Origin of the sequence: Sphingobacterium sp. FBM7-1 (assembly GCF_020687765.1) — a bacterium.
Lineage (GTDB): Bacteria > Bacteroidota > Bacteroidia > Sphingobacteriales > Sphingobacteriaceae > Sphingobacterium.
Genome location: NZ_JAJEWJ010000007.1, coordinates 104,593 through 120,213, shown reverse-complemented (window position 1 = coordinate 120,213; position 15,621 = coordinate 104,593). Strand labels below are relative to the sequence as shown.

Below are 15,621 nucleotides of genomic sequence, written 5' to 3'. Positions count from 1 at the left end.
TATCCGTTTCGTTCGTATTAATTACTGTAACTCGTCGCTCGGCGGTTTACTTCCCAAACGCACGCGCGTTTGATCAAATCCCGCTATTTGACAGGCATCAAACACATTGATAACGTCGTCGACGGCCACGGTGCGGTAGGCCGACACATCGATGGCAATTTCCGTCCCGTATTTTTGCTTCAACTGACCTAGGAAGCCGGATAAATCGGTTATAGGGACATAAGTGCCTTCACCGGAGTAAGCGTCGACATTTACGACCTGATAGATTCGATTACGCTCGTCCACGGACAACACGATAGGCTGATCGCCGGACTGCACTGTCGAAAGACTGGAGGTCGAAGATGGCAGTGAAAGTGGGATTTGCTTTTCCCACTTTTTCATCATCGTTGTCACCAGAAAGAATATAAGCAACAAAAACACGCAGTCAATCAAAGGTGACATCGGTACCTCTACCTTATCATCATCTTCATAGTTAATTTTCATTTGATTCAGGGTTCGTTTCTGGTGATTCGTGATTCGTTGCTTGTTCCTCTTGGTCTTCTTCGGCAGAAGCCTCCGTCAATAGCCTTTGCTCCTTTTCATCCGCTTGTTTGTACAGATATACCATGGTCAGGGCATGCTCTAGTTCTTCTTCCATAATCGTAGCTGTTCCTTTGATACTCCGTTTCAGGTAGAAATAAATAGTGATTGCTGGGATAGCGATCACCAAACCGGCTGCTGTAGTGATTAACGCTAGTGAGATGGAGTTAGAGAGCAAAGATGATCCACCTTCATCGCCGTATATGGCGACCAAGCCGAATGCTTCAATCATCCCCACAATCGTTCCCAGAAGACCTAAAAGCGGTCCTAACGATGCCACGACCGAAAGTGGATAAATTTTATCCAGTTGCTCCCGGATTTCACGCCCCGCCATGTCGCCGCTCACCTGACTAACTATATCTCTATCCGCATGTCGATGCTCAAGGATATACTTCAAGGATTCACTTAATGTCGATGGACGCTCTTCACAAGCTGCGATAGCCGCATCGATGTCATTCGTCGCCAATGCCAACCTAACTTCCTCCCGCATCTTCTTCGGAGCCAACCGTCCTCTTCTCGACAAAATTGCCCGTATGATGGTTATAACGATAGCAAAAAAGCCTAGCACGTATAATGGGTACATCCAGACACCTCCCGAGCGAATTTGCTCTACCCAATCTACTTTCAAAGCATCCTCGGGGTCTTCCCCGTTCTCATCTGCCATAATCCCCTCTTCATACGCTCCAGCTATCGTCGAATCGTTACCTTCTGCCAACGCTGTATCGTTTGTTGTCGATCCTCCTTTGGCAGGTGCATCTAAATCGTCTAAGGTAAGTTCCGCTTCTTTTACGGCAATAGGCTGCGCCACCTTCGTAGGTAACACCCCTGGCGAATTGTCAAAAACTTTGTCTGTTTGTCCTAAAAACACGTCGTCAAAGCCGGCATCCCTACGATCTGGACAAATAAATGATAGACCTGTAAGCGTAAAGTCCCCAAAATCCTTCCATAAATCCCGTGTTACGGTGATCCAGTTTCCGGGCGCCGTTTCGTCAATTTGCAATCCGGAGAGCAGGGAATCCATTTTTCCGGCTGCATACGTATAATTAAATTTTGAACCCTTTCCTTTGGAACTTGTCAAAAAGCGAAGGCCTAGACGATCTCCTCCCCAAGCTATCCACTTAAACGTTACATAACGGTATTCTCCCGGTCCCGGATTTTCGCGGATACGGAGAGACATGCCTGTCAGATTTGCTGGACTAAGATCTGGATTTAAGTAAATGTATTTTTTACTGTTCCCCGCGCCTCCGTCACGCTCTACGTTTTCTTCTGTTGACCATTTTGCACCCGCAGGAAGCTTATCCTCAAAAAGGGCATACTTTCCTTCCTTATTACTACGTTGCGCCATACTGTCTTGCGCCCATACGGTAGCGGCCGCGATACATGCAACCATGAATGCTTTCGATAATGCTCTCCATAGAGCAAAACCACGGTTTCTTTTTTTCATTTGTGTATAATTTGTTTTTTCAGTTGTCAAATGGAGCCTTTCTCTCTGTGCTTAATCGTTATTTTAATCATGCCAGCTTTATAATAACATAATTTTTTAATACAAAACCACTAAAAGTGTATACGATTCTCATAACAGATTTACAATAATAATAAAATCGATATTCAAAGATAGACCTTTGGCGGGACCATCGTGAGGGTATAAACTTCTAAAAAAGAGTGGTAAAATCGTAATTCCTGTAATATAGCTGTTATAAACCGTTGTCAAGGACCTGCTTCCCGTTGTTCCATCTTCGCGATTTCTGACTCATGATTATCAACGAAAGGGCACCCGCAAGGGAAGCCGCTATACATATTCGTGATTACCCGAAACGCTAAATTCCCCTATAATTTACGGATTACCCCCCCACAGGTCCACCGGAATATATCTTTATTTGTATCTCCGACGACGTATAAAAATATTGAACATATAATAATGATGACAAACAAAGAAAATCAACGAAAAACTATTTTCTTATCCATTTTTTTAACATGCTTTTTAATTATCCTTGAACAGGAGCGGATAGTGGGGCAAGCCTTTCCAAGGATGTCGGCAGTCGTAGGGCAATCGACAAACCGAGTCGCGAACACGAAACCAAAATCTGGCTATATATCTACTATTCCGCCGTCCGCCGTTGTTGCGCCACTAATATCTCTGCCTGACGGTGACTATTGGGAAAGTCAAACCCTTAAACTCACTCATCATCATCCAGCAGCAAAGATCTACTATACACTAAATGGTAGCGAGCCGGATAAAAACAGTATAAAATATAACACACCAATTCTGATTGACAAAAATACACATATAAAAGCTATCGCTTACATCGACGATGAGCCCAGCAAGCCCATCACACGCGAACTCGCCATCCGCACATGGGCAGCAACAGCTACTGAATTCAAACTCGCAGGTGAAAATGACGTGAAAAATGTCAAAATACATTGGGAGCAACGGCCGGATGTTGAACATTATAAAATATATCGGGACGGAAACCTCATTGGAGAATCGACAGGCGACGTCTTTGATGATTATAACCTCGACATAGGGAAAACATACACGTATTATGTCGAAGGTTATCAAGCCGGGCAAAAGATTGCAACCAGTCTTGATCATCAAGCGACGCCTTTCACGCCTAGCGAAGAAGTATCGGTTTACAAAAACAGCAACGGCAAGCAAGGGAGTAACCGCCGCAAGCAACCCGAAGGTATAAAAGTAGGCAATCAATATTATCGTTATTCTATCCGCCATCAGGTGAAAACAACGGAGGAGGGAACGGGTACGCAAACAGTTCGAGGTAGAGCCGTATATGAGCTGGTATCTCCGAATGGGCTGAATAATTGGACTTCGCGCGAATTGGCATTTTATCCACACCCGGCAAATTTTGAGGGCGTGTCTACCCAATACAACAAAAGGACCGGCAAAGTAGTTATCGTTGCGCATTATGAAGACGCAGGAGGTTATGTCGCCGCGAAACTGTATTTAGCACAAATTACACCGGGAGGTGATCTGGAAGTCACATTTGACGACCGACCTTTAGGGTTTGAATCGCGCGATCAATCTATCTTTATAGATGATGATAATACCGCCTACATCCTCTCTGCAACCAATATGAATGAGGACGTCAATATCTATCAGCTTGACGAAACCTGGAGCAAACCTATACGGTTAGTGAACACGGTTTTCAAAGGGCAGCATCGTGAAACCCCTTATATCACCAAAAAGGATAGCGTGTATTATTTTTTTAGTTCCAAAGCTTCGGGTTGGTATCCCAGCCAGGCGATGTATGCGTCAGGAACAGATCTAGCGGGCGTATGGACGCAAAAAAAAGAAGTAGGTAACAATTCGTCTTTTGGCTCACAGGTAAATTCCGTTTTCAGTACCGGTTCGGAACGTATTACCTACGGCATGTACAGTTACCGCTGGGGGGCACAGTATCATCATAGCGAAAAGACCGGTAATTTCCCTAGAATTTTGTTCGTAAACCTTAACAACGGATATGCTTCAATGGAGTATTACGACCGGTTGGAAAGACATGAAAAGTACGGGCTTATTCCGGTTCAAGCCGGTAGGAATTTGACTTTGGGCAAACCAGTAACAGCTACGAGCAGCGACGCGGGAACGGCACCGGCATCTGTTGTCACCGACGGAGCGGACTTGGATTCGTCGCCGTTTTTTAAAGGGGGGAAGTTGCCTTATTCACTAACGGTTGATATGGAACAGCATGCTAGCATTACTGAAATCAATCTTGCCACGCGATTGACCGGCGGTTCAGAAACGGCATACAAATATACAATAGAAGCCAGCGCTGACGGCAAGACCTACCATACCATTGTGGATAATTTGAATAATTGGAAAGTCGGTTTTCATATCTTAAAAATAGCAAATGAAAACCCATACCGCTATCTGCGACTGAACGTCCATAACGTTGTGAATGTGCACAACGAACAGGAAGCTGAATGGGCAGATGGTATATTTGAGCTAACAGCTTTTGGAGAATATAAATAGTGATGGGTGATAATATACTAGCGCGTTGAACCGCGCATCCAGGCCACCCGCCAAATGGTGGTCATGGTTTCTTTGAAAATCATTCTTATGGAACTGGTAAACAGCTCGCCGTCCTCCAGTTCTTTTTGATGTGTGACTACATACATCGGATATCCTCTAAAATGGTTTAGAATCTCCGTTAACCGCTTATTATTGGAATTCAATTGTTCATTAAGTTCAGCCACCGTAGTATCATTCAGCGTCACCAATTTGATATGTACCTGTTCATTCGAGTCTATCTCCCCGTTTCTCCTAATGACCGAATCCCGTTGCGCATCGGTCATCGTCGCTACCCAATTCAGGTTTTTACGGAGGCGATCTTCCTGTCTGGTAGCATCGTGCACATCTCCTTTACGGTGCAAATAAGCATAACGTATATCCTTGGGTAACGTATACAAATAAGTAGCGGAAGGAAAATATCTATTTATCCATACTCCTATCTGATGATACGGTATAGTGTCGATCGAAGCAGCATCATATCCGATTCTTGAGGGCAAATAAGCCCTTCCCCAGAGGAAATCCATTGTTTTTTGTAAAACAGCCTGTTCCGCGATCTTTATCACGCCCCCATCCGGTACTCTCCTATTCAAGGTGACTGCGTAAATCGGGAAGCCCTTAAAAACCGCTATCACATCCTTTTCTCGATCATCTTGCGGTTGCGCAATCAGCTGCTCGATAGTGGTCGACTTTATTTCGACGAAAGTATCTTTGGATTCGGGATCCTTGATGCGACTTATTAAGACAGAATCATGCTTTTCCGCAACCATATCCATTTGGCGTTGTATTTGTTTTTGATATCGTTCAAAATCTTGAAGGCTAAATTTTGGACGACGATAGCGCTCTAAAGCATATTGTACTTCCGGAGACAGGGTGCTGAGGTAAGCATATCTTCCATATCGTTGATATCGGCGACGAGCCGTTTCATACGTTAGGGTATCTTCTGCAGGTATCTGGTATTGACTTCCGGGCTGATAGATCGCGCCCCATATAAAATCCATTGTTTTCTGCAAAAAAGCTTGCTCGGTAATTTTAATCTCATGTCCATCCGGTAGTTTCTTTTTTAAGGTAACGACATACACTGGATTATCCTTAAATGCTTTTACCACATCTTTATCTTCGGGGGTTGATGGAGAAATAAGGAACTCTTCCATCGTGGTCGACTGAATTTCCACATTTACCTCTTCGGTCGCTTCAGGATTTTTTAGATGGCTTATCAGTACCGAATCGCGTTCTGTATCTGACAGCTGGCTAGCGAGCAAAACGCTTACTTGATAACGGGATTCTGCTATAGAATCAATTTGCTCATTAGACCTCCTGAGTACTACCTCGCGCATCTCATCCGGGAGTATAGCCAGGTATGCATCCCGATATTTACCGTAGTTCCTACTCATCTGATAGATTGTTCTTCTGTTGATGTAGTCTCCGTCATCAGCCCAACTATCCACCGCTTTAGAGTTTATTCGGGTTGGGCGTATTCCCAAATGTATCAGCGCGGCCTCTACCTTCTCTATTGCCCTCATATCCATACGGAATGCTTCCCGATCGACTGGCCTAACTCGTAATCTCTCATATGTCTTATCCCGCAGCGACTTAATATAATGGTTTAGCATGTCATGTACGGTGGAATCGCGCCTTGCTGCCAAAATTCTTTTCGAAATATCTTCTCTAGGCTCCTCGTTTCGTGCTCTTTCTTCCATTTCGGCATATAATTTTTTGATTTCATGCGCAATAGAATCGGTTTTATGGGCAATGGGTTTCAAAACAGCTTGAATCGACTCGGCTCTGGTAATTTCCATCGTGTATTGTGTGTACAGTGTATCTCTTTTTTCTGCCAGCGCTTTCATGATGTATGTTTCCACCGAATCACGCTTTTTTCGTAATAGCCCCAGCTCATCTTCCAACGTTTTGCGTTTGTCTTCTATACCCACAACATCGATTGAATCGGATTCCTGCTGACGCAGACTCCTTAACTCTTTAGCTATTTCATTAAACCGCATACGCCACGGTGCCAGATCCTTTATTGCTTTCATTCTTTGTAATTGTACAGTTTCCAGTTCTTTTTCCAATTGCAAAGCTTTTGGGGTATTGACAATTTCGGCAATTCGAACGGTCTCTTGCGCATATACGGTATGTACCGTTGATAACAGCATGAAAGATGCTAGTATATGTTTAAGGTGCTTTTTCATAAAAAAAATCATTTAAAGGTTAACCTCAACGGTCCACTATAATATCCACTACCTGAAAGGTTGGGATCCCTAAATACCCCAGCGCGGTGTTTATTTTGTCTGTCGCTCTTGTTTCTACACGTGAAATATCCAAGTCAATTTGATAAAGCTGTCGTCTGGCTGATGTCTCGTCACGTAATGATTTGATGTAATCCCGTATGATATCATGGGCTATGGGGTCACGTTTGGCTTCTGCAATTTTTCGTTGGATTTCTTGTGTTTGTTTGCCCTGGAGTGCATTTTCCTCATACTCATTGTACAGCGTCGCAATGACGTCAGCTATAGAATCCGTCTTATGGATAACCTGTTTTAAAACAGCTTGAGCCGACTTCCCTCTCGTGATTTCTTTCGCGTATTGGCGGTACAGTGTATCTCTTTTTTTTGCCAATGGGTCAGTTAGGTGGGCTCTTAAAGAGTCCCTTTGCTTTTTCAGCATCTTCCACTCCATTTGTAGTTTCTTACGTGTATCCGCTAATGTTCCCGCATCATGGGATTCTATTATTGTTCGATGTAACGCTCTTAATTCCTCTCCGGTCTCCCTAAATCGTTTGGATATAGACGCAATTTTCCAGTCTGCCCACCTTCTTTCCATCGCCAATCTGTTAAGGTCTTCCTCTAGTACCAGTGCCTTTGGGGAGTTCACTAAAGCGGAAAGATAGCCTAACATCCCCAACGCCTTATCTATTTTGTCAATGGATTCCATTTCGGTATCATAAATCTGGGCATCTATGCGTTTGGCATTTAGTTTCTCGAGTGTGGTTGTTTTAAGTAATTGTATATAATCTTCTTTCACGATAACGGCGCTGTCTCTGTTGTCTGCTTCCATCGCTTGTCTCATCTTATCCAAAACAGCTTGAGAATCTTCGTTTCGCAATATTTCGTTAGCGTAGAAAAGATTTAGCATAGCACTCCTTTTCGAGAGAGAATCCCTTTTTGCGTATGCCCTCTCCTTGATGGAACCTCGCTCTACAATGTAGGGTTTCGGTATCTTCTCCTGCTCTGAAGAATCGGTTGATCGGAGTCTTTGAGCATACAGTTCGTTTGCTTCTTTCCGCAATTTTGACAACTCTTCATTTTTGATCTTCATTTCATTATTTGTATGCTCTATTTCCTCCAGCAAGCGTAATGCCTTCGATGAATTGACTGCTTTATTTATTTCTTGGGCGTATGCTGTTTGTCCTCCTGCAAATACCAGGATAATAATAATAATAATAATCCATATTGTGTTGAGTGGTTTCATAAGTTAATAAAATTTAAACGATGCCTGTCCCGCATTATCTATACTGTACCGTAATAATATTGAGGTAGTCACGCGTATCAAACCATTCTTCCGTACGGTGAATCGTCACTGTCTTCTTAATGTCATTATAGTTGTCGTATTCGTACTGATAATTTTTACAGCGTCTGCTTATGTTTTCACCTTGTCTAAAAATTTCGACTTCACCCGCCAATCTGCCGTCTGCCAGGTATTGATACACTGTATGACGACTGAAACCATTATTCTCCGCGTGATTTTTAAACAATTTCTCGACCAACCGATGATGCTGATATAGCTCATATCCGCTTTCGATTGTGTCGTTATTTTTATCCTGGATATACCACGACTCTTTAGATTTCCCATTGTCGTCATAGGTAGTTTTTGTTTCCTTATATAGGTTTTTCAGATATTGATAGTCATTGCCCAGTACATAGCGTCCTTGACGATCATATTTATAAACGGTCTGTTGTACGGGCTGGTCATCTTCTGTATACGTTAGTGCAGTTACCTTTCTCCGGCCAAAAGAATAGACGCGTTTTGCCAATATACTGTCTCGATCATTTTTTATCAAAACCGCTTTGATCTGACCATATTTGGTATAATCAATCTTATAGCGATAGAGCGTCGTGTCTTTTGAAGGATAGTGATACGTCCATTCATCTACACCTACCAATCGATCTTTTTCATCAAAGGAGTAGTCATAACGCTCGCAGTACAACGTATCTCCCACTGTTTTGTTATAACGAGATTTCGTTAATACATAGCCTTTATCGTTAAGTTCGGCATCCCAATTCCCACCAGTATGTAACGCCAATTTTTCTGCTACCACGATACTATCATTTTCAAAGATACCGTCATAAGATCGGGAGTGCAGCTGACGATAAATGGTGTCTTTATGAAGTTGGTCGGGTTTTATATCTAACCGAAAAAGGTTGGATACGAATCTATCGTAATTGGCTGAGATTCCGTTCTCGTATAAATCACTTCTCCCAACATCAACAAGTAACCTCTGTGATGTACAGCTCGATATTAACGCTAGAGCCAACAATATGCACAGGTATTTCATAAGCTAACGAGTTTATAGCAAAGCTGGTTTATAATAGTAAACTTAAACAAAGATAACCAATAAGGCTAGATGTTTCAATGCTACAAATTTTGACATGGAGGCAGAGGACGGCTAAAAAAAAGGGACACATTCTACTTGATGCGTCCCTAAACCAAATGCTTACTATGCTAAAATTTAAACGGTTCCATTTTTAAATAAATGCGATAATCTTTGATCATGCCGGTTTTATTTGCTTCTGCACGTGGCAGATACGAGAAGCCGCTAACGACTTTTTCCTCGCCTAGGTCAATGACCAAATGGTGCGGATGTTTCGCTTTGGTTTTGGAATAGTTCGTATGCCAGAAAGTAGACTCCTGCAAATCAAATACGTTTGTCGCCAAATTATTGGCTTCGTCCACTTCTTCGCTGTCGGCATAGGCTACTTTCCAATGCTGGCGGGATACCGGTTTACCGTCTTCGCCCAAAATTTCCAACTCTGCGATAGCTGCATAATCATCACCGCCGTGTGCATCCAGGGTTTCGATCGTGAAATACCGTATTTTCTCTTTTTTACCGAAATCGACATGCTGCCAGCCGTGGCCGGGCTTAAAGCTTCCGGTATAGGATGGTGTCTCACCCGTCAGATCAAGTTCTTGATCGAACTTGCGATGCGTATAGGCACCATTGCCGGTCAACTGATCTAAAATCGGCTTTTCCAGTCCAGCCAAACGTAGTTCCTTCGGCTTGTCCATATCCAAAATGATGATTTCGTTTTCACCTTCTTTCAACCAACAACCCGGCATGTAGAGTGTCTGTTGTGGCCCTATCTCCCAAAAGCGACCGATATGGTGTCCATTGATCCATACCATTCCTTTTCCCCAAGTGCTCATATCAATAAAGGTATCCCCCACCTTATCCAAATCAAAAGAACCTTTATAGTATGCGGCAGCAGACGGTATTGTCGTCAATTCTTCGTAATTCTTCTTAGAAGCAAATGCGTAGTCCGATGGCAAAGTATAGACCTTCCAGTTTTTCAGTTCGCGACTATTGCCCTCCGATTGGATTTCGACTTTTTCGGTGATGCCCTTCCAGTCGTATATCCCTTTTCCAAAATTCATCCGCCCCATCGGCTCAACCAGGATATCCAGTACAGCGCCAACCTTTATCGCAGGTAGGGCGACCGCCCCCTCTCCCTTCATACGGCTCAATGTTGCAAGGTGCTTGCCGTCCACGAATACCTGCGCCCAATCGTTCGCCTCGGTAATCAAAAGGGTTTCCCCTTCTTCGACTTCTGGCAAGGTAGTGCGGTAGAGGATACTGCCGTAACCTTGGTCAAAAAACTCCATGGACTGTATATGCTCGCTCTCTATGGCTTCGGGCAGGTTATCGAAGATGGGAGCTACTTCCGAAATGTTAATGGATGGAATCGCCACGGTGGGAATTGCTTCTGGAATTTCACCCAAGGTCTCCCCTTCACCCAGGTACTGCTCGAGCAATTCGCGCACTTTAAAAAATTTGGGTGTGGTGTTTCCCGCTTCTCCGATTGGTGCATCGTAATCGTAGGATGTTGCTGTCGGCGAGAAGTTCGGGAAATTGGCCCCTGCCCAATGGCCGAACGAGGTACCGCCATGTGCCATGTATAAGCTAAAGGAGATGTTCTTGTCGAGCATTTCTTTCATGCCGCTGACCAACTCATCGGCGCTACGTGTCTCATGCGGTGCACCCCAATGATCAAACCAACCGGACCAAAATTCGCCGCACATCAGTGGGCTTTCGGGACGCAATTCTTTGACACGGCGAAACTGTTCGTCAATATTGGCTCCCGTACCAAAGTTAATCGTCCAAAACAAGTCTTCTTGGGCGTTGTTCTCAAAATTGGAGTTCCAATCGCACTGAAAGAGTGGCACATCGGTGAAGCCAGCACCTTCTACAATATCTTTAATTGCGGCGATGTAGGGTTTATCTACGCCATAGGCACCGTATTCATTTTCGACCTGCACCATGATGATGTTGCCGCCTCGGTTAACCTGTAGGTCTGCAATCTGCTCGCCTACCTTGTCCATAAAAATTTTGACGCGCTCCATGTAATAGGGATCCTGCTCGCGCAGGCGGATGTCCTTTTTCTTGAGCAACCACCAGGGCAATCCGCCCATTTCCCATTCGGCACAGACGTAGGGTCCAGGACGCACGATAACATACAGACCGTGTTTCTGCGCAAGACGACAAAATTCCGCCAGATCCTTATCGCCCGTAAAATCAAATTTCCCTTCTTCCGGTTCGTGGTAATTCCAGAATACATATAGGCAGAGCGTGTTCATGCCCAAGGCTTTTGCCATCTTAATCCGGTGTTCCCAATAGGGTTTGGGAATACGCGGGTAATGCATTTCGGCGGCTTTGACCACAAAGGGTTTATCGTTCAGCAAAAAGGTATTCTTGCCCACTTCAAAAGTCTCTTGGGCATTGGTGGTCTTGCATCCTGCCAAAAAGGCAAGTAAACATACATATAAAATAAATCGTATCATCATTATATTTTCATTATATTTTTTTGATTACTAAACTCTTACAGGGGACACAGGTTGAGCGCTGCAACACCAATTACTCTATCTCTCTCCACTCTTCTTCACGATTGAAATTGTCAATAAAACTAAAGCCATCCATTGTCGAAATTTGACCAACATTTAGCCAATACAATACCTGTGGAACAATCATCGCATTTTCTATAATAAGATTTCCAGATTGTCGTTGTGATGGAAGTGTATTGGCAAATTCAACGATATGGGGCGTGGTATTAAAAACTAGGTCGGGCATGCCTTCTACCTGGTTTTTGAATGTATTACCATTCATAAGCTGATCGGGCGTAAATTTCCAGTACCCCACGAGGTGTTTGTACTCTGAATGTGTAGATGGGATATTTAGTTCGCTATACAGATCTTCAAATGTTTTATCATCCAACATTTTATCCCAAATTCGCAATTCGGTAATATAGTAATTCGTCGGAATCGATGTCCCACCAATCTGTAAATCATTTTTGTCTTCCAGGTATCCTGCTGTATTCGAAGTCTCCCGCACTTTAATTTCTCCATCATACATCATCAGGTAACCTTTAGTCGAATCCGTCAGTGCATGTATCCCCAGCTGGTAGGAATGCCAAAGTGAATTGGTAAGCGTGGTAAAATTTTTCTGAATCGCATTCTTTCCCTTCTCTCCCTGCTCCATCCTGAAGACGACTTCCGTTCGCTCCCGATGGAAAGACCAACTGCGTTTTCTAATCATTCCTTGCCAGCCGCTTCCGCCAAATCCTCCCGTAGGGCCCTGTTCAAAACGCATCAATGCTTCAACAGAGAGCGAGCGACCCTGACCGGCACTGTAAATTTGATCTGGATCAGCTAGCCTTGCACTGTTATTTTGATCGAATAACACACCATAAAGGGTTGTCCCCTTCATTTCTACAGAAGCATAGCCCTGATAGTAAAATATGCACATCGTATTGCGCTCTTCTTGCGAAGCCCCTAACCAAGAACCGTCCGCCTTACCCCCATGGCCAGAGGTAATCACCACCAGCCAATCTTCATTTTCGACTCCTTCTCTGCCATTTATCGCCTCTAGACATTCGCCTATATAACCATCTAGGGTATTTAGCGCATCGATATATGCAGTATTATTTGCAGAAAATCCACCCGATTTTCCTTGTTCAGCCAACCCCGTAAAACTAACTAAGGTGAAATTCATGTCCTCATTTTTTATGGAAGCAATGACCAAATCGCGGGATTCTTCATCCGACGTGGATGTCACCGTGCGATAGGCATTATTCAGCATATTACCATTTAAATTGCGATAAGGCGTTACACATAACGTCTTTGCGCTCGGATAGCTGTCAGTAATATGCGTGATGACATTTGGGTAATAGTTCACTTTTTGCTCAGGATTGCTTGGATCGACATCTAAATTCGGGATATATGAATCATCCATCACCCTATGTGTTGCCGCGTTCATTCCAGTGAGTAATGTGGTCCAATTCGTCGCATCTTCCGCATCGGGATCTTCCTGTATACGGTTATCGGACAGTGACTCGAATGTATATTTACTATGCGGCAACATGGCATTTATATGCGTAGGAATATGATTTTTTACGATTTGTCCCACCGCGCCTTCCATATTGATCCAAAGCACTCGCCGTTTCACATTGGAGTCGCCATTCTCCAGAATGTCTCTTTCGATAGCCGCAGGTGTATCATATTTTGTACAGGAAAGGAGATTCAAAACGCCCACACCAATAAACAGGTATGTGTATATAGTATGATTAACTTTTTTCATTTTCTTAATTTTTTCATTAAAAGGTGCCGAACTCCGCAATGGTATGATCCGTGGTGCTACGATTCAGATCTGGGTTATCACTAAAATAGCTCGCCGCGCTTATCTCCGGCAATACGATACGTATATATCGAATATTTTTCTTATTGATAAACTCGAAAAAACGTTCATTTCTATATTGACCCGAAAGTCCCTCATAAGGTTTTACGTTATCTGCCGCACTGTAATTCTGCATGTCGTCAATAGGTCGTAATTCTGCAATTTTATACCAACTTACATTGTTATCGGCAAGTCTAATATTTTCTTCATCTGTCGTTTCAATAATCATGCGCATTGGTCGATATTGCCGGTCGCCATTCGCATAAAAAAACCCATTGCGCTCCTGTTTATTCTTCATATCGATAACCACGTAATGGGGAAGCGGAAGTGTACCACCTCTCCATACGGTATGCCAGTAAGACGCTTTGTTGCCGTCTATTATATGTTCTACCGATTGATCGTCACTAGGCTGATCGTTGTCAACATAATAGGCATCAAAAGCCTGAACATCCCAAGTTGAACGGTTGTGCCGATAACGATATTGACTACCGTCAAAAGAGCCAACCTGTGCATTCGGATCAGTGGATAACGGATCGTACTTCCAGATGGTTTTGTCTAGTAAGGGATAATTTCTTCCGAGCGTCCTTTGGGCATCCGTTAGGTCTATCCCCCAATGGTCAAAGAAGGGTGAAAAATCTTTGCCAAAATAGGTACAGAGTTCAGTAAAAAAGAAATTGAGTCCCGAGGAGAGAGGGTTTTGTTTTACTTTCCTATTTAGATGCTCATAAAATGCCCAATCGTTGTTATTGTAATTTGCTAATTGAATGATGGGTAATAAGGCATAAGCATCATGATTCGTGCCAGCATCCGAACGAAACCACTTCGACGAATCGGCGGACACGTATGACAGCGCCAAAGGGAATAATTCATTAATTCCTTCATTTTCCGCGGCAAAAACATCACTCATCCGCTGCGTGATTCCTGCTTTGAAACCCTGTTCTACCAAGCGGTAAAAAGGAATCATGTTTGCAGCCGCGGCCATCTGCGACCACCAGGGTGATTGGGTCATCGCATAATTATTGCCGAAGACCGTGAAAAAATTGATCGAATTACCTGACAATAAAGTATTTAAGTCGGTTAGGTCGTTCATCATAAAATTAGTATTTAGCGAAAAGACGGGTTGCCCAGTCCAGCGCATATACACGTTGTTTTCTAGTTGCACATCCAGCACAACACGTTCTGGAAATTCCGGCATCCGGAATTTGGGATCGTTGTCTCCTTTCTGAAAACCGTAATACGCATAATAATAGGTTTCCATGATATTATCCCAGGTCTTCAACAGTTCCTCCATTTGATTCGCATACTGAGGGTCTTCTAGTATTTTACTTTCAATACGTGCCCTAGACACCGAAAAGGCTACATGCTCTCCACGCAGTTCGAGCCAAGGCACTGTCGTATTGCGAATCTGATCTGCCCAAGCTAAGGGATCCATACCCGCGTTTATCACATAATCGGGGGCTTTATACACATTGCTGATCTTTAGCTTGAAATCAGATTTTCCAATCACCCCCTCCTTTTTTGTGATCCAGATATATCCTCCAAAACTATTACGGACGTAATTCTTCCCCGGGAAGAGTGCCTTAGTCGTGTAGATGATGGGTTCTCTAGAAGATGCTCCCGTGGCAGTGAGATCGTCTGTATGGGAGCCGATATGTACACTCAAGCCCATCGTATTGTCTTCTATATCGACAATGACCAATTCCCCTGCACCGGCATATAAGCCTGTGCTGTATATAGGTTGGGGCGAAGCCGTGATTCCCATCAGCTGTGGCGATGTATATTTCTTGCCTAAATCAACGTTTATCGTTGTATCGGCGATTCTCCTTTCTGTTAACGTGTCCACCAGACCTGGAAAAATACGCGCCCGATTGTACATCGTCACATCAATAGCCAAGGTGGTGTCTATCGTAACATTCGATGATTCGCCTTTATACTCGTCCGTTCCGCTCTCGATATCGTATTCGTAGCCGACTTCACAACTCTGTACGACCAAGCCTATCCATAATAAGCAGACCATTATTTTCGTTAAACTCCTTCCTTTCATATCTTATATATGCTAAAATGTAAGTGTAAGATTTGG

Annotated in this window: 9 protein-coding genes; 1 reads left to right on the top strand and 8 read right to left on the bottom strand. The window is 43.6% G+C overall.

Features of this window, described 5'->3' with window-relative positions:
- Nucleotides 1-21: 21 nt before the first annotated feature.
- Both LKO28_RS12465 and LKO28_RS12460 read right to left on the bottom strand, forming a co-directional pair.
- Nucleotides 22-483: an ExbD/TolR family protein gene (locus LKO28_RS12465; RefSeq protein WP_227695230.1), complete on the bottom strand. Its 462-nt coding sequence runs from the start codon at nucleotides 481-483 to the stop codon at nucleotides 22-24.
- Nucleotides 473-2,023, bottom strand: a complete 1,551-nt coding sequence (locus LKO28_RS12460; RefSeq protein WP_227695229.1) for a MotA/TolQ/ExbB proton channel family protein — start codon at nucleotides 2,021-2,023, stop codon at nucleotides 473-475. Before LKO28_RS12460 ends, LKO28_RS12465 begins: the two co-directional genes overlap by 11 nt.
- A gap of 474 nt (nucleotides 2,024-2,497) precedes the next feature.
- Here LKO28_RS12460 and LKO28_RS12455 point away from each other — a divergent pair, with 474 nt between their 5' ends.
- Nucleotides 2,498-4,564 carry an FN3 associated domain-containing protein gene (locus LKO28_RS12455; protein ID WP_227695228.1) on the top strand — a complete coding sequence of 689 codons (2,067 nt, stop codon included), beginning with the start codon at nucleotides 2,498-2,500 and terminating at the stop codon, nucleotides 4,562-4,564.
- A gap of 17 nt (nucleotides 4,565-4,581) precedes the next feature.
- Here LKO28_RS12455 and LKO28_RS12450 read toward each other — a convergent pair whose 3' ends face one another.
- The 6 genes from LKO28_RS12450 to LKO28_RS12425 all read right to left on the bottom strand — a co-directional run bounded on the left by LKO28_RS12450 (nucleotide 4,582) and on the right by LKO28_RS12425 (nucleotide 15,585).
- Complete coding sequence (locus LKO28_RS12450) at nucleotides 4,582-6,789, bottom strand: hypothetical protein (protein WP_227695227.1); 2,208 nt, start codon at nucleotides 6,787-6,789, stop codon at nucleotides 4,582-4,584.
- Between the two features lie 25 nt (nucleotides 6,790-6,814).
- Nucleotides 6,815-8,068 carry a hypothetical protein gene (locus LKO28_RS12445; RefSeq protein WP_227695226.1) on the bottom strand — a complete coding sequence of 418 codons (1,254 nt, stop codon included), beginning with the start codon at nucleotides 8,066-8,068 and terminating at the stop codon, nucleotides 6,815-6,817.
- A 34-nt stretch (nucleotides 8,069-8,102) separates the two neighbouring features.
- The gene (locus tag LKO28_RS12440) at nucleotides 8,103-9,152 is read right to left on the bottom strand and encodes a hypothetical protein (protein ID WP_227695225.1); all 1,050 of its coding nucleotides are present in this window, start codon (nucleotides 9,150-9,152) and stop codon (nucleotides 8,103-8,105) included.
- Nucleotides 9,153-9,319: 167 nt separating this feature from the next.
- A complete protein-coding gene (locus LKO28_RS12435; protein WP_227695224.1) occupies nucleotides 9,320-11,656 on the bottom strand; it encodes a beta-galactosidase in 2,337 nt (778 codons plus the stop codon).
- 70 nt (nucleotides 11,657-11,726) lie between these two features.
- Nucleotides 11,727-13,445, bottom strand: a complete 1,719-nt coding sequence (locus LKO28_RS12430) for an alkaline phosphatase family protein (RefSeq protein ID WP_227695222.1) — start codon at nucleotides 13,443-13,445, stop codon at nucleotides 11,727-11,729.
- A 16-nt stretch (nucleotides 13,446-13,461) separates the two neighbouring features.
- A complete protein-coding gene (locus LKO28_RS12425; RefSeq protein WP_227695221.1) occupies nucleotides 13,462-15,585 on the bottom strand; it encodes a M60 family peptidase N-terminal accessory domain-containing protein in 2,124 nt (707 codons plus the stop codon).
- Between the last annotated feature and the right edge of the window lie 36 nt (nucleotides 15,586-15,621).